This window comes from Sphingobacteriaceae bacterium, from assembly GCA_016715905.1.
Classification (GTDB): Bacteria; Bacteroidota; Bacteroidia; order B-17B0; family Aurantibacillaceae; genus Aurantibacillus.
Genome location: JADJXI010000005.1, coordinates 335,232 through 351,616, shown reverse-complemented (window position 1 = coordinate 351,616; position 16,385 = coordinate 335,232). Strand labels below are relative to the sequence as shown.

Here is a 16,385-nt window from a genome sequence, read left to right as displayed (position 1 = left end):
ATTAAGGTTAATGGCGAATTATTGATAAAGAATTGTATTTTTTTAGGAGTTTCAATAAGCACATTGTAAATTTAGGCTGCTAATATTGTATAACGAATACCTCAAACAGGGTAGTTTGATTAATAAAATGGACATCAACAAATTAACTAACTGGTTACAAGAAAGTTCAAAACCTTTACTTATATCCGGACCTTGTGGTGCGGAAAGCTATGATCAGTTAAGAACAACTGCACTCGAACTTTCGCAGCTTCCCAATTTGTTTTTGTTCAGAGCCGGAATTTGGAAACCCAGAACCAGACCTGATTCCTTTGAAGGCATGGGCGATCAGGCTTTAGATTGGCTTAATGAAGTAAAAAAAGAATTTAAAATAAAAACTACGGTTGAAGTTGCCAACGCAACACATGTAGAGAAAGCCCTGAAGAAGGAAGTTGATGTATTATGGATAGGTGCGCGCACTACAGTTAACCCGTTCACCGTGCAGGAAATTGCAGACGCCATGAAAGGAAGTAATGTACCTGTGCTAATTAAAAACCCAATTCACGCCGACTTAAATCTTTGGGTTGGTGCCATTGAACGTTTTCTTAAAAATGATATTACAAAAATAGCAGCAGTTCATAGAGGATTTTACAAACACGGGCAGAATAAATACAGAAACGAACCGATGTGGCAAATTCCAATTGCTTTAAAAACACATTTTCCTGATTTGGCCATTTTTTGCGACCCCAGCCATATCAGCGGAAATTCAACTTACTTACAGGAAATAGCACAAAAAGCACTCGATTTAAGAATGAACGGATTGATGATAGAAACGCATCCCAATCCGGCTATGGCATTGAGTGATGCAAAACAGCAAATCACACCCGAAGAATTAAAAGTATTATTGCAAAATTTAGTAATACGTAAACAATTTGCGAAAAATTTAATAAGCGCAGATGAACTTTTACAATTGAGAAATTTAATTGATGAAGTAGATGAAGAAATACTGGAAGCAATTGGCAAAAGAAATGAAATCATCGGCAAAATTGGGAAGTTTAAAAAAGAAAATAATGTTACTATTTTTCAATTAGAAAGATGGCAGGAAATATTAAGAACACGTGCAGCCTTAGCCCGTAAAATAGGAATATCTCCTGCACACATTGAGAAAATTTTTCAGCTGTTACATGAAGAAAGTATGAAGATTCAAAACGAAATTATGAATAAAAAGAATTGATTTTGAAAGCTAATATTTAATGTTTATTTTTACTTATATTAGTTTCAACCTAAAGCACGTTTTATGCAAAATTTGAATATTGAAGAGACAGGAAAAACACCGGGAATTAATTTTAATACGGAAAGTGGTCAATTGATTATTAAAGGCAGATCCATTCCCGAAAATTCTCTGGCTTTTTATCAACCTGTTTTAGATTGCATGGATGAATATTGCAATTCGCCTAAGGAAAAAACATCAATCATCATTCAATTAGATTACTTCTCGACATCATCTTCTAAATGTATATTGGATCTTTTTAAAAAACTTGAGAACCTGCACAAATTGGGCAAAAACACCGAAATTCAATGGTTATTCGAAGAAAACGACGAGAATATTAGGGATGCCGGGGCCGATTATCAATCTATGGTTGAGGTGCCTTTTCAGATTATCCCAATAAGCGGATAGTTCAATTAAAAAATATGTTTTTCTGCGTGATAAGACGATCGTACTAACGGTCCACTCTCTACATACCTAAACCCTTTGTTAAGCGCATACTCTTTGTATCTTTTAAAATCATCCGGATGAACAAACTTAGCAACCGGTAAATGTTTTGTAGTTGGCTGTAAGTATTGACCTAGTGTTAAAACATCAACTTTAACATGGGCTAAATCATCAATCGTTTCAAATATTTCATCTTCCGTTTCACCTAAACCCAACATAACACCGCATTTGGTTTTTACACCCGCCTCGTCTAATCTTTTAAGTACTTCCAAACTCCTGTCGTATTTCGCTTGAATACGAACCTGTGCAGTTAAGCGTCTAACAGTTTCTATATTGTGAGAAACAATATCGGGTTGTACATCAATTATCCTTTGCAAATTTTCCCACTTCCCCATGAAGTCAGGTATTAAGCACTCAAATTTTGTTTCCGGGCTTATTTTCCGAATAGCTTTTATGGTTTCTGCCCAAATAATAGAGCCACCGTCTTTTAAATCATCTCGATCAACACTGGTGATTACACAATGTTTAACACCCATCAATTTTACTGAATTCGCTACGCGCTCCGGCTCTTCCCAATCCACAGCTTTTGGCATTCCGGTTGCTACTGCACAAAAACCGCAGCTACGGGTACATATATTACCGAGTATCATAAATGTTGCTGTACCCGCACCCCAACACTCACCCATATTTGGGCAATTACCACTCTCACAAATAGTGTGTAGCTTATGCTCACTTACAATCCCTCTTACTTTAGTGTATTCCTCACCGGTTGGTAATTTAACCCTCAACCAATCTGGTTTACTTATTTTAGGTTTATCAGTTGTAACGCTCATGATTAGAACCATTTTTTACCAAAAACAAATCCTACATGTAATGTAACAATAAGATTTTCTTTTGGATTACGAGCCATTATGGGAACTGCTTTTGGAAAATAATCAACTGAAATTCCCGTTTCAATAGCGCGGATTAAATTGGTATAGGATGCATATTCAAAACTTAAATTTAGTTTACCATTCACGCCCGGATAAAAAACAGCTTCTGCAAACCCACTTGAAAACCTTCCCTTTCCAACTACACTATCTTGTGTAAAACTATCGGTATTAAATCTAACTTCAGTAGGCTGTGTTTGTGGATTGTAATTTGGTAATTGGTAGTAATAAGGTTTTGCGAAAGCAAAAACAGGACCGGCGGAGTAAGAAAATCTTACCTCAACAGCTTTATAATCTGCTTTAGAAAAAATAACATTTTGAATACCAATTCCTCCGCGGAACAAGTAAACAGAATTTAATTTTCCGTAAACATATCTTTTTCTGTTTTCTGCGGTACCAACAACTTTCACTTCTTTAGGATGCTTTAATCCCTGAAAATCGATTTCATAATACGAGCGGGTTTTACCCGTTATGTGCTTTCCTCTACGATATAAAAATCCATACCCTCTTGAACTGGCATAAACTTTTCCCAATCCGTCATTTCTATAAAGCACGTTTAAAGTAGAACCTTCCTGATTGCCCACAACGGTCATACTTTTTTCTTCCTGTGCGGAAAATTCAAACACACAAAAAAATAAGCACATTAACAGGTATAGAAACTTATTAAACATTCAAACAAATTTAAGAATTTCCGTGCTATTATCCTACATTTGTACTTAAACAACACCAATGGAAACGAGCATAATTACCTATTTGGGAGAATTAAGAACAGAGTCGGTTCATGTAGCCAGTCAAAACAAAATTTTAACAGATGCCCCAGTTGATAATCACGGTAAAGGTGCTGCTTTTTCACCTACCGATTTGATGGCCACCTCACTAGCCAATTGTATGCTTACCGTTATGGGGATTAAAGGCAATCAAGAACAAATGAAAAACATAAATGGTGCTGTTGCTCACGTTACAAAAGTCATGTATTCGGAGCCCAGAAGAGTTGGTGAAATAAAAGTTAAAATTGTGTTTCCTAAAAATAATTTCACGGAGAAGGAAAAAAAAATATACGAAAACACAGCTAAAACATGTCCGGTTGCAAAAAGCTTGCACCCTGAATTAATACAAAGCATTGAATTTGTTTGGTAATAAGTCAACCTAAATTCCGTTAACAAAGCATTATGTTTAGTAACATATTACAAAGTGTATTTACCAAAGGATTTGTAGCAATTATAAACTTTCTGATTTTTATTTTATCGGCCAAATATTTAGGCGCCAGTTCGAGGGGAGAAATTAATATTTTTGTATTAAACATTGCAATTATTCAAATTTTAAATGAGATTTATACAGGATATAGTTTAATTTATTTTATACCGAAGTATAATTTCAAGAAGATATTTTTAACCGGAATTCTTTATACGTTCATGGCTTGCACCCTGGGCAACAGTTTATTTTATAGCATTGGATTGCAATTACCGGGGTACGAATGGATAAGCTATATAATTTCAACATTGGTAATCTTAAACACATTTAATTGCGTACTAATTTTAGGAAAAGAAAAAATTGGCATGTATAATTTTCTTTGTCTTTTCCAGCCTTTATTATTATTGATAGGCTTATGCCTTGCCATCTTCTACTTAAAAAATTTCACCCTGGAAGCTTATCTTTATCCAATGCTACTATCCTTTAGTTTAGCATTTACCATTTCATTTTTTTCTACCTTCAATCTTAGTCGTGAGCATAAAGAAAAAAATGAGTTTGAACTAAAACCAATTTTAATTTATGGATTCATTTGCCAAATGGGCGTACTCTTATATATTTTAAGCAACAAATACAGTTATTACTTGCTCGAAAATAACACCGAAGTTGGACTTTACGGAACCGCTTGTTCTTTGATTGAATCCGTTTTAATCATTGCCAATGGTGTAGCTCCTGTTTTTTTAGCCAGAGTAGCGAATACCGGAAACAGTTCTTATAATGTAAATATGGCGTTAGTTTTAAGCAAGGCAAGTAGTTTGTTGAGTTTTATCATTATTATCATTATGCTTGCTATTCCAAACAAATTATACGTATCTATTTTGGGAACCGGCTATTCCGAAGTGAAATATTATATGTTTTTATATTCCCCGGGTATTTTAATTATGAGTTTCATAAGTATACTAAATAATTATTTTTCGGCCATCGGAAAACTAAAACAGGTTTTGATTTGCAATTTAGCAGGGTTTATTTGTTCAATAATAATTGCCCATGTTTTTATTCCAATTTATGGCATAAAAGGAGCTGCACTCGCTGCTAATATTGCGTATTTGGTTACCGCAATTTCTATTGTTTCTTTCTTTTTTTATTCGAACAAATTGGGAATTAAAAATTTATTTACAATTACTGCGGATATTAATTCGCTTAAAAAGTAAATTCAGCAAAAACTATAATTAATTATTGTAAATCATTTTCATCATTTGTAGATCTTTTTTATAAATGTCTAAAAACATATTTAATTGCTGAATACTATCTACACCAACCGTGAAATATTTTACATAAAGCGGTAAAGGCTTTTTTAAATTAATTTTCACTTGCTGTTCTCTTTCAAAGTATGCATTTAAAGTGTCGTACGGAATCCGCAAGGTGTCGTCTCGAATTAAAAACCGAGCAAGCTCCATATACTTTTCAAGTCGAATACATCCATGACTTTGATACCTGTAAAAGGTTTTAAAATATCTTTTACTGTTGGTATCGTGCATGTAAACATCGTATTTGCTGTGAAAATTAAATTTACATACGCCTAAACTATTTTCATTTCCTATACGTTGCCGAAAACGGATCGGTAAATTTTCTTTGTTGTACTTTTTCCAATTCAATTTTCCCAAATTGGTCACTACTTCGCCTCGATGATTGATAACTTCAAAATTATGCTTGTGCAAATAATTCGTATCGTTTTTTACCATAGGTAATATTTCTTTCCAAGCTATACTAAAAGGAACATTCCAATAAGGGTAAATTAGCATATTACTGATTTTGCTTTTGAGTAGGGGGGTTTGATTTTCAGGTTTACCCACTACTACTTTACTCTTTAACACCAAAGTATCTAATTTCTTTTTTTTGTACCACTCCCAAACATGTAGATCAGCAGAAGGTATATTTACTACAGCATATTTTTCAGGATATTTTGCAGGTTCCCAGCGCCAACGCTCTAAGGCCATTTCCATCTGCCGAATGGTAGTTTCCTTACTAAGATTCAATGCTTGCTTGGTGTATTTCCCTAATTTTCCATCCGGATCCAAATTAAATTTCTTTTGAAAAGACTTTAATGCTTTCGCTAATTTCAAACTATCATTCAGTTTAAGGGAATCATTATAATCGCCGGTTGCTCGTAATCTTTCGATTAATTTATTTCTCCACTCGACAGTGTCTTGTATTCCTACAAATGAAATACTATCCCATTCCGCATCTTTGTTTTCCATTAAATAATTGCGGAATGCTTTTTGTAAAAATTTATAGCCTAAATGTTTTGGTTCTAAAGAGTCATAAGCCTGTTTTATTTTTTTGTTTTGGATTCCCGATTTTAATATAGAAATCCAATTGGTATCTAACTTTTGTGGCCTCCATTCTTTCAGCAGGGTATCGGGGTTAAACCTTCCCTTGTTTAAATGTGCGCCAAATTTGAAAAAAGCATCTTTACTATACACTTCAAAAGCCGCCAGGCAGGAAGCATTGTAATATTTTTCGGTACTGTCATAAAAGTTTTTCTGCAATGAGTCTAGGGTTAATGCATGGTAATCTGGCGCAAACAATCCATACATTCTGCTATTCTTAATTACAGAAAACAAACTATCGCCTAAAGGAGATATCCTTCCGTTCTGCGTAAAATAAATACTATCCGGATTAAATATTCTTCCAAAAAAACGATACGTGTATAAACTATCGTTATTTATAATTAATAAGGTGTCGCCAAATGCGCTGTTATAATAATGTGCCAATTCTTCAAGCACCTCCTTGTTCACATTTTGAACTTTTTTAACCGGAATTTTTATGATTTCTACCTTTTTTTCTTCCTTACAAGACTGAAAAAAAAACAAGAGAATAGTTAATATGCCGACAATAATTCTCAAAACAATTTACATCTAATTTAATGTAAATTATTTAGTCTCCTTCACTTTTTTAACTGTTTTAAGATTTAATAAATTCATAGGATTACTCCCCAAGTCTTTAACATGATGATGAACAAGACGCACTACTTGATCATAATACAAGGGGATTACAGGAGCATCCTCAATAATCATTTGATCCATTTTCTGATAAAGTTCAATTTTTTTCTGATCATCATTTTCAATTTGTGCGGTTTCATACATTTTATCAAACTCAGGATTGTTATAGTGAAAATAATTTACACCTTGCGGAGAAAAATTTTTGCTATAAAATAAGCTCATGAAGTTTTCCTCATCGGCATAATCACCTACCCATGATTTTTTAAACATAGTGTATTCGCAACTGTTTACGGCCTGTTTTAACACCGTAGGTTTTTCAATACTCACCTGAATTTTTATGTTATTTTCTGATAACTGTGCCTGAATAAATTCAACTTGTTCCTTATAATTATCTGTTGCGTACATGGTAATTTCAGGCAGTCCTTTACCGTTTGGAAATCCGGCTAGCGCCAATAATTCCCTTACTTTATCCGGGCTGTAATAATAGCCTTTTACTTTAGCGGTATCGTAAGAGCGCATTCCCATTGGAATAAATCCGGCATGTGCAGGCTCACCTACATTGCTACGTAAATACTTAATCAATTTATCGCGATCAAAACCGTAATTGATGGCTTGTCGAACAGCTTTTAAACGCAATGGTGAATTTTTTACAATAGGAATACTTTCATCAATTAAAAATCCTATATAATCCGTTTTTAAAAAGGTTTGTTTTTGCAAATAAAATTTTTGTGCGTACGAATCTTTTAAGTCGCCATTCTTATCCAATACCTCATTGGTATTAAAAGCATCTGCACCACTTAACATATCAAACTTACCTCCTAACAATTCCATAAATGCTGTTTCCCTATCGCGTACAAATGAAACCGAGACTGCATCCAAATAAGGTAAACTCTTATTATTTTCATCCACTTCATAATAATTTGCGTTACGCAATAAAATCAACTTAGTTCCCTCTTCCCACAATTTAAAAACAAATGGGCCGGTGCCTACCGGGTTTCTTCTGAAATCTTGCTTATAATAATCTATTGCTTCATATGGAATAACACTAAAAAACTTCATGGTTAAAATGCTTAAAAATGCAGCAAAAGGTTGTTTCAGCGTTATTCTAAATGTACTGTCGTCAAGGGCTTCAAAACCTTTGTAATTGGTTTTTTCAGTTCGATCTATATTACTTAATAAAGTTGTTGCGCTGCTTACCTTAGGATCATATAAACGATCAAAACTAAAAACAAAATCCTTTGCATTTACTTTTCTACCCCTTCCACCTTCAAAACAAGGGTTATCGTGAAAAAAAACATCGTTTCTCAAATGAAATGTATACACCAATCCATTTTCGCTAATACTGAATTTATGGGCCAGGCCGGGTATTACATTCATTTTATCGTCCATTTGTACCAACCCGTTAAATAATTGATTAACCGGCCAGATATTTTCAAAATTAATCGCCTGTGCAGGATCTAAAGATGAAATTCCGGCCATTTCATTATAACTGAAAATGGTTTTATCATCCTCTTTAGGTTTTGACGTACATGCGCTTAAAAAAAGTGCGCAGCTTATAATTAACAACAGGGTATACTTAGGCATAATACAAATATGCCGAATAGAACATATACCTCATGTTGGTTATTCATGCAATTATGCACAAGAGCTTGTGAAAAGGATTAAGGAGCGGTAGCGGCAGGATCTTCCTTCTTTTTGGCTGCATCAAAGTCAAAACTAATGGAAATACGCCAAGTTCTTTGTAATGGATTGTTTAGCACGGTTGGAATTAGATAAGATCCGTCTATATTGATGATACTGTATTTTACTCCGGCACCAAAGGTAAAAAACTGACGGGAGCCTTTAGTTTTTGGTTCGTAAAAATAACCGGCTCTGAAGGCAAATACGTTGTTGTACCAATACTCAAAACCATTGCTGATATTGATTTCCTGCATTTCTTCTTTCATACCTCCGGGCGCATCATTAAAGGATTGCAAAATACCCTGAGCCACCGGAACATTTGGATTTTTCCCGGCTAAAATTACTTTTTCATTTGTGGCCGGATCGGTTACATATAATAATTGACCGTTGGCGTCAACCGAATACTGATAAATAGGAGGGGTTGGAACCAATAACTTATTAAAATCTAAATAATACCCAATAGTATTGTAATCATCTAAACTTACTTTTAATCCACCGCCCAATCTCAGGTTCATGGGAATAAAATTCTGATCATTTGAATACTTAATTTTTGCACCTACATTAGTAAATGCCAAACCACCATTTATAATGGCTTTTTTACTTCCTAAATCCACAAAATTACTTTTGTAAAACATGGTTAAATCTACTGCAACCGTACTAGCCGCATTCCCTTGACTACCATTAAAGAAGACTCTGCTAATGCTGGAATTAATATAACGACCGGCTAATCCTAAAGAGAAATTCTTTGATAGTTTTTGAGAAAAAGCAAGATCCATGGCCCACTCATTAGGGGTATAATCACCGGTTTTAACTCCGGTGGCATTGGTTAATTCAATATTTCCCAAACTAAAATATCGTAAAGAACCGCCAATTGCCATATTTCCCTTTTTATCTAATTTACCATATCCTGATAAATAATATAAATTAATGTCTGGCACGAGTAATCTTAACCAGGGAGTAACCGTAAATCCAAATCCAAAACGTTTTTCTGCGAATGCCAGTTTACTGCAATTCCAATGTATTGAATTAATATCGGGATCAGTAGCCACTCCAACATCTCCCATAGCACCTTGTTTGCTATCCGGACTAATTAATAAAAACGGAACAGCTGTAGTTATTGGATTAATTGTTTGTCCGGATAAAGATTGCGCGCTGATTTGCGAAACCAATCTGTTTGAAAGGAAAATCAAAACAAAAATATATATACTTAATCTCATGTACCGGATATAATTTTGGGGAAGCTAATTTACTAATTTAAAATTACTAATTTCTCTGTTTTTTCTGCTTTTTTACTGTCTTTGTCGAGTATGGCCACTTTGTAAATATAAACTCCTCTACCTAATTTATCGCCAAAGTCATCTCGGCCATCCCAATCAATTCCTTCGGGCCTGAAACCTTCACAAGTAACTGATTTTTGTAGCGTTTTTACCAGCTTTCCGTTAATAGTAAATACCTGTACGGTTACTTTTAAGGGTTCACAAGCTTGATTATGTTCTAAGTAAAATTTAGTGGAAGTGGTAAACGGATTAGGATAATTAAGTACATGCTTAAGCGCTAGCTCAGCTTTAGGTGCAACAACAAAATCTATACTCACTTTATTGGAATTATTCTGAATATCCCAAGCTTTAAAAACCAATTGATGATTTCCTTCTTTTAATTCATCAAAAGGAAAACGAACGGTTCCGGCTTGATACGTGTTTAGATTGGCTTCGTAAAAATCATTTAAAATAAAGGGCTTATTGGATTCGCCATCAAGCACAGCAGAAATATCATGTCCAATACTTGTGCCAATGGTATTAATTCCACTGCTGTCGGTTAAGTTGGCGTAAAGTATAGGTTTTTCATTGGTGGTACCTCCGTTTACGAATCGGGAGTCATTTAAAAACACTTCAATTTGCGGACCTTCATTATCTACCACGGTATTGTTTGAACCTCCGCCCACTACCACATTGGTATATGCCCCGTTGGCTTCTAAAATTCCATTAGATGCATAATAACTTATTTTTCCTGGACCATAAGCAAAACTGATGTCTTTTGGAACCATAAATGTAAAAGTGAAGTCTCCATTTTTTACCTCTGTTTTTCCACGGAACAAAACATTTTTTTGCAAATTAAAATAATAAGGTAAACCGGGCGTAACATAATAAGAACCTTCATCGTTCAACAGGCAAGTTATTTTAGTTTCCTTATCAAATACTGTAGGATAAACTAAGCCATTAAAGTTTGTGAGCTTATTCCCTAAAGTATCGGATATATATCCTTTCACCGTAACTTTTGCCAGTGCTCCCAAGGTGTCTGAGCTGGAAGGACTCAAAGTATTTGTATTAATCATGGTAGTAACCACTTTTTGATCAGGCACAGCTAAAGTTATTGCAGGATCACCAATTAGATGAAAGTTAGAGTAATTGAAATTTTGATTCAAAGTATCTTTTGTTCTTCTAATGATATCACCTAAACAAGGTCTTTTTCCATCAGGTAACTTTTTAAACATATAATCATACAATGCTGTATTTAAAGTTAAATTAGAATGAGAAAATGCCAAGCGACAAGTAGTAAAAAGGCTGATGGCTCCACCTTTACTGTTTAATAAACAAAATTCACCCGCTGAAATTCTGCCCGGATCATCATAGCGTGTAAATTCACATGTAGCTGTAACAAACAAACTTAATCGGTTAAAATTTTCCCAGTTATTAATGGTCTCTAAATCAACCAAACGTTCGGCAGTTAATCCAACCTCTCCGCCATGACCGGTGTAATTAAAAATTAAAGCTCCTTTTTTCAATCTTTTTTCCAAATCCGTTAATGCATCCGGATAGCGTTGTCCGCCCGGCGTAGAAAATTGCTGATAAGAATCGAGATAAATTTTATCTAAATTAAAACTCGGATGAGAATTTTTTATTTTTATAGCTAATTTATCGGCGTCGGCCATGTGCGTACTGTAATCTTCATCATCACCTAAAAAGATTATCCAGTTTTTCCAATCGCCAAAAACCGAAGTTTCTCCTGCTGTACAATTCGCCGGAACCGGATCTGCAATTTTAAAATCACTTTCTTTTTTGTAATAATTTTCAATTTTTGCTGTAACTGCATCTGCTTCTGCAATATTTCTACTCACAATGCGACCTACTCCGATATCCAATGACCCAATAGATTCAGGCGTATTACCTTCATTGAGATCCATCAAAGCGAAAAAATCATCTGTAGCTAAACTTTGAAGTGGCGAGAGGGAGAATGGACTTTGATAGGTAGGAATTAGCGCACTATTTGATTCCAAGCTTAAATTTTTATTATCATAAGATCCATCGCCAAATAATAATACATATTTTGGTTGTTTACCAGTGCTGAAATTACGTGTATACAACATTCTAATAAAATCACGAATGGCACATACATCCGGCATACCACTGCTGAATTCATTATAAACTTGATCTGTAGTAACTATAGCATATGATAATCCTTCGTTTTGATTATGTAAGGTAGCCAAACGTTGTGCATGAGCAACAAAAAGCGGATGAGTAACAATAATGTAATCAGCCTGCGCGATACTGTGTAAATTTTGATTTATGACTTCACCTTCAAAAGATGGCGCATAATAATCATTAGCCGGACTAACAGCATATTCCATTAATGAATCGCTAGGTGCTGTAAATTCAACACTACCGGCAAAGCTGTTGTAATCTTGTATAAAAGGATTTATATAGTCGGTTACATTCCAAACACTAAGCGAAGAACCAATTGGATTAGCAATTACGTATTTTGCTAATAAGCCTGCGCCCGTTGTTAATCGCGAATCTCTAAAATTAAACTGCTTGTCGGCAACTAACGTTCTTCTTGCATTAATGATAATTTTATCTAACCAACCTATACTAGCTGCAGTTAACTTAACCACATTAATGGCTATTGCACTACTGTTATTGTTTTGTACTTTTTGAAAATTAGACTGAACGTTGGCATAGGATGCCAGGTAGTTTGAAACGTCAACACCAAAAGTTTTCAAATTAAAATTCAAACCGTTTCCGTTTATATTAAAAAAAGTTTCAGTTGATGCGCGTCCGGCAATTGTGCCCTCGCAAATTAAAGAATCACCTACCACAAAATTACCATCTGTAAAACTAAATCCATATGAAGTATTGATATCAAAATACTCTCCAAAAAACTGACGTCCGCTTTTCATGAAATTGATTGAATTCTCTTCATGAAAATTTAAATAATCATAAGTGTTGGTAGTTGAAAAAGCAAGGCCTGAAGAGCTAGGTTGATTGAGCATTCTTTTTCCGGGTCCGATATCACAATTTAAATAGTAATAGGCCTTGTCAGAATACATACTTTGTTCATAAGAGAACTTTATGCCGTTACCTGTGTTCTTTTTCCACTTGATATTATCCTTGGCATAAAATAAAATATAATCTTCTTCATTAAATACATTATCACTTTCACCAATCACCTGAATTGAATTCTCCTCTAAGTCATCGTATCTGAAGGCTGCATTTGATTCGGGCAAGGCCACTCCCCCATTGCCATAAATTCTTATATTTTTAGGGTTAATCGACGCAACATTAATTCCGGCCTTTATTAAAAATGATCGGTCTATTTTATAAATTCCATTTTTAGTGATTGACATTTTTATCCATTTACCACCCGCCAAAATAGAGTTGTTTTTAAAAGAAGACGTTGCCTTTTGTTTAGCTCTTCTGTTTTCACTGGTGGTCTGCCAATTCACATCGTATTCAATCAATTCTTCAATTTCTCCTGTTTTAGTCTTGCGAAAAGGGTGAATCTTATGGGAATTCAAATTTGAGTGGCCAGCCAAACTATTTAAAGGTTCGGCAAAAAAATCGTTTTGTAAATAACTGGAATAGAACTTATTAATGATTACTTGCTGTTCTGCTGTAACCTTATTTGCTTTTTTAACTATAAGTGTAGGAATTGCGTTAACATCGTAATCCGTTCTTTTGGAAATAAGGAAGTAAGGGAAATTGTTTTTAGAATTATCATACTGAACATCAGTCATTTCTAATTTTAAAACAGCCGTATCTGCCAAACTTTGTCTTGTTATTCTAGAAGAGCTGATTTTTGTGTTAATATCTTGTTTTTCAGATAAATACACATTTTTTTGTCCGAAAATGAAAGAGCTAGAAAAAAAGAAAAATAATATGCAAATACGATTCAATGATAGTGAATTAGAATATGACAAACGGTCGAACAAATCGATAAAATAACGTATTTATAATTTAATTATTGTTTGGTTTTTGTTTTTGTGTTTAAAAATGAATTAATATATTTGTAGGATTAGGTTAACAAATTTTATGAATCCACGTATTCTGTTACCGTTATTGTTGTTTACTGTATGCTTTAATGAAATAAAAGCTCAGGATCCTCAATTTACGCAATTCTATTCTAACCCAATTTACCTAAATCCTGCTTTTGCCGGTACTGCCAGATGTCCGAGGATTTGCATGAATTATCGTAATCAATGGCCCAATATTTCCGGTCCTACTTATGTTACTTATTCAGGTGCATTTGATATGCATATTGATGCTTTAGCTGGAGGTATTGGAGCGCTTGTAACTACCGATGATCAAGGAAATGGTACTTTAAAAACTACAAACTTTAGTTTAATGTATGCCTATCATGCTGTTATTAATCGTGAGTTTTCATTAAAGTTTGGATTACAGGCAACTTATCTTCAAAAAACACTAGATAAAACCAAATTAAATTTTGGCGATATGATTGATGCTAGAAGAGGTTTTGTTTGGAATACACAAGAAGTTGTTCCTTCTCTGAGCAAGAAAAATGTAGACTTTTCAGCGGGTGTTCTAGGTTTTAGTAAACTTTACTTTTTTGGAATAGCTGTTCATCATATTAATCAACCAGATGAAGGTTTATTAGGCTTTTCAAAACTTCCGGTTAAGTTTACCGGACATGCAGGCGCTATGATTCCAATCGGGGGCCGCGGAAGTGACCAATTTTTATCGCCGGGTATATTATTTCAGGCCCAACAAAAATTCCAGCAATTAAATTTAGGGCTTCAGTACATAAAAGGTCCGTTTGTGGCCGGTTTATGGTATAGAAATTCAGACGCTGTTATTGCTGTAGTAGGTATTCAAAACAACAATTTTAAGTTTGGGTATAGTTATGATGTAACAATCTCAAAATTAGCGGGTAACACTGCCGGATCGCATGAAATTTCGTTGCAGATTCAGTTCGAGTGTAAAAAGAAAAGTAAGAAATACAGGACCACAAGTTGTCCTTCATTCTAAATATATTGTAACCTTTTTAAAAATTAAACGTTATAGCGTTAATTATAACCGGTGATACTATGAAAATCAAATGGATAAAAAATCGCAAAACAATGGCCTTTTTAACTGCCGCTGTTTTGTTTTCATGTTCTCAGGAGCGTTCTCCAGTAACAGGATGGGCTTATAATGATCCTATGAATGGAGGTTTTGAAAAACCTCCATATGAAGAACAAGAAACTGGTCCTGGCCTTGTGCTTATTGAAGGCGGAACATTTACTATGGGCCGTACTGAGCATGATGTAACTTATGAATGGAATAATACAGGAAGAAGAGTAACTGTTTCTTCGTTTTATATGGATGAAACAGAAGTAAGTAATTTTTCTTACCTTGAATACTTATGGTGGACCGGAAGAGTTTTTGGACCTACATTCCCTGATATTTATTACAAAGCCTTACCTGATACATTAGTATGGCGCGAAAAACTAGCATATAATGAGCCATATGTAGAGTATTATTTACGTCATCCGGCATACCGTGATTACCCTGTTGTTGGTGTAAACTGGTTGCAGGCTAATGATTTTTGTGCATGGAGAACTGATCGCGTAAACGAATTCATTTTAATTCGTGAAGGTTTAATTGATCATGTACCAAACCCTTCAGACCAGGATTATTTTAGTACAGAAGCTTATTTATCGGGGAAATGGCAAGGACAATTGAAACAAAAATTACCTTCATTTGATGAACAAAATCCAGAGAGAGATGTTCGTATGGAAGATGGTATATTTTTGCCAAAATACCGCCTCCCAACTGAAGCTGAATGGGAATATGCATCATACGGTTTAATTGGAAACACAATTGGTGAGCGTATTACTGATAGAAGAATTTATCCTTGGAACGGACATGGAGTTCGTAATGCTACCGATAATTATTTGGGTCAAATTAATGCAAACTTTGTAAGAGGTGCGGGTGATTATATGGGTGTAGCCGGGTATTTGAATGATAATGCTGATGTAACTGCGCCTGTTTACTCTTACTGGCCTAATGATTACGGTCTTTATAATATGGCCGGTAACGTTTCCGAATGGGTAATGGATGTATATCGTCCAAATACGATTCAGGACGCTGATGAGTTTCGTCCTTTCCGTGGTAATATTTTCACAACACAAAAACGCGATAGTACCACTTTAATTGGTGGAATGGGTGGAGAAATTCTAACGAATGTAGATGGACCAATTTATCAGAAGTTTAAACACAAGGTAAATGAGCCGTCTGCTCATGGTGTCACTGCTGATCCTATTGAAGTAACTGACAGTGTACTTACCATCATGACAAATGAGGCAAATGGCAATAATAATGCATCGCCGGATGGTAAAGCAGATATTCCGGGTCGTGTACAATGGAGAGAGGTTTCTACTGCCATTTCAACGGATAATTTGGATGAACGTCGTAATTATAAAACAGCAGATTATATCAATTATTTAGATGGTGATGTAATGTCAAGTATTTATTATGAAGATGGTGAAGATGCTTACGGCTCAAGAGGTGATAAGATTATGTATGAATACGCAAAAACATCTTTAGTAAATGACAAGGCCAGAGTATTTAAGGGTGGTAGCTGGAGAGATCGGGCATACTTCCTAAATCCGGGTACAAGAAG

General features: G+C 34.8%; 11 protein-coding genes and 1 pseudogene. 6 read left to right on the top strand and 6 right to left on the bottom strand.

Annotated elements, in window-relative coordinates:
* Positions 1-127 precede the first annotated feature (127 nt).
* Together IPM51_09345 and IPM51_09340 are read left to right on the top strand one after the other, a co-directional pair.
* Positions 128-1,210 carry a bifunctional 3-deoxy-7-phosphoheptulonate synthase/chorismate mutase type II gene (locus IPM51_09345; protein ID MBK9284510.1) on the top strand — a complete coding sequence of 361 codons (1,083 nt, stop codon included), beginning with the start codon at positions 128-130 and terminating at the stop codon, positions 1,208-1,210.
* A 63-nt stretch (positions 1,211-1,273) separates the two neighbouring features.
* Positions 1,274-1,654 carry a DUF1987 domain-containing protein gene (locus tag IPM51_09340; protein ID MBK9284509.1) on the top strand — a complete coding sequence of 127 codons (381 nt, stop codon included), beginning with the start codon at positions 1,274-1,276 and terminating at the stop codon, positions 1,652-1,654.
* A 5-nt stretch (positions 1,655-1,659) separates the two neighbouring features.
* Here the strand turns inward: IPM51_09340 and lipA are convergent, their stop codons facing one another.
* Together lipA and IPM51_09330 are read right to left on the bottom strand one after the other, a co-directional pair.
* A complete protein-coding gene (gene lipA, locus IPM51_09335; protein ID MBK9284508.1) occupies positions 1,660-2,523 on the bottom strand; it encodes a lipoyl synthase in 864 nt (287 codons plus the stop codon).
* A 2-nt stretch (positions 2,524-2,525) separates the two neighbouring features.
* The gene (locus IPM51_09330) at positions 2,526-3,245 is read right to left on the bottom strand and encodes a hypothetical protein (GenBank protein ID MBK9284507.1); all 720 of its coding nucleotides are present in this window, start codon (positions 3,243-3,245) and stop codon (positions 2,526-2,528) included.
* 103 nt (positions 3,246-3,348) lie between these two features.
* On the opposite strand from IPM51_09330, the gene IPM51_09325 reads away from it, so the two are divergent.
* Both IPM51_09325 and IPM51_09320 read left to right on the top strand, forming a co-directional pair.
* A complete protein-coding gene (locus IPM51_09325) occupies positions 3,349-3,756 on the top strand; it encodes an OsmC family protein (GenBank protein ID MBK9284506.1) in 408 nt (135 codons plus the stop codon).
* Positions 3,757-3,788: 32 nt separating this feature from the next.
* Positions 3,789-5,018, top strand: a complete 1,230-nt coding sequence (locus tag IPM51_09320) for a polysaccharide biosynthesis C-terminal domain-containing protein (protein ID MBK9284505.1) — start codon at positions 3,789-3,791, stop codon at positions 5,016-5,018.
* 18 nt (positions 5,019-5,036) lie between these two features.
* Here the strand turns inward: IPM51_09320 and IPM51_09315 are convergent, their stop codons facing one another.
* The 4 genes from IPM51_09315 to porU form a co-directional block, all read right to left on the bottom strand.
* Positions 5,037-6,713: a L,D-transpeptidase family protein gene (locus IPM51_09315; GenBank protein MBK9284504.1), complete on the bottom strand. Its 1,677-nt coding sequence runs from the start codon at positions 6,711-6,713 to the stop codon at positions 5,037-5,039.
* Positions 6,714-6,740: 27 nt separating this feature from the next.
* Positions 6,741-8,393 (bottom strand): ABC transporter substrate-binding protein, encoded by a 1,653-nt coding sequence (locus IPM51_09310; protein ID MBK9284503.1) that lies wholly within the window; start codon positions 8,391-8,393, stop codon positions 6,741-6,743.
* A gap of 77 nt (positions 8,394-8,470) precedes the next feature.
* The gene (gene porV / locus IPM51_09305; protein ID MBK9284502.1) at positions 8,471-9,706 is read right to left on the bottom strand and encodes a type IX secretion system outer membrane channel protein PorV; all 1,236 of its coding nucleotides are present in this window, start codon (positions 9,704-9,706) and stop codon (positions 8,471-8,473) included.
* A gap of 32 nt (positions 9,707-9,738) precedes the next feature.
* Positions 9,739-13,659 carry a type IX secretion system sortase PorU gene (gene porU / locus IPM51_09300; protein ID MBK9284501.1) on the bottom strand — a complete coding sequence of 1,307 codons (3,921 nt, stop codon included), beginning with the start codon at positions 13,657-13,659 and terminating at the stop codon, positions 9,739-9,741.
* Positions 13,660-13,795: 136 nt separating this feature from the next.
* On the opposite strand from porU, the gene IPM51_09295 reads away from it, so the two are divergent.
* Both IPM51_09295 and IPM51_09290 read left to right on the top strand, forming a co-directional pair.
* Positions 13,796-14,749 (top strand): type IX secretion system membrane protein PorP/SprF, encoded by a 954-nt coding sequence (locus IPM51_09295; GenBank protein ID MBK9284500.1) that lies wholly within the window; start codon positions 13,796-13,798, stop codon positions 14,747-14,749.
* Positions 14,750-14,808: 59 nt separating this feature from the next.
* Positions 14,809-15,885 (top strand): annotated as a pseudogene (locus IPM51_09290) (SUMF1/EgtB/PvdO family nonheme iron enzyme).
* Positions 15,886-16,385: the final 500 nt, after the last annotated feature.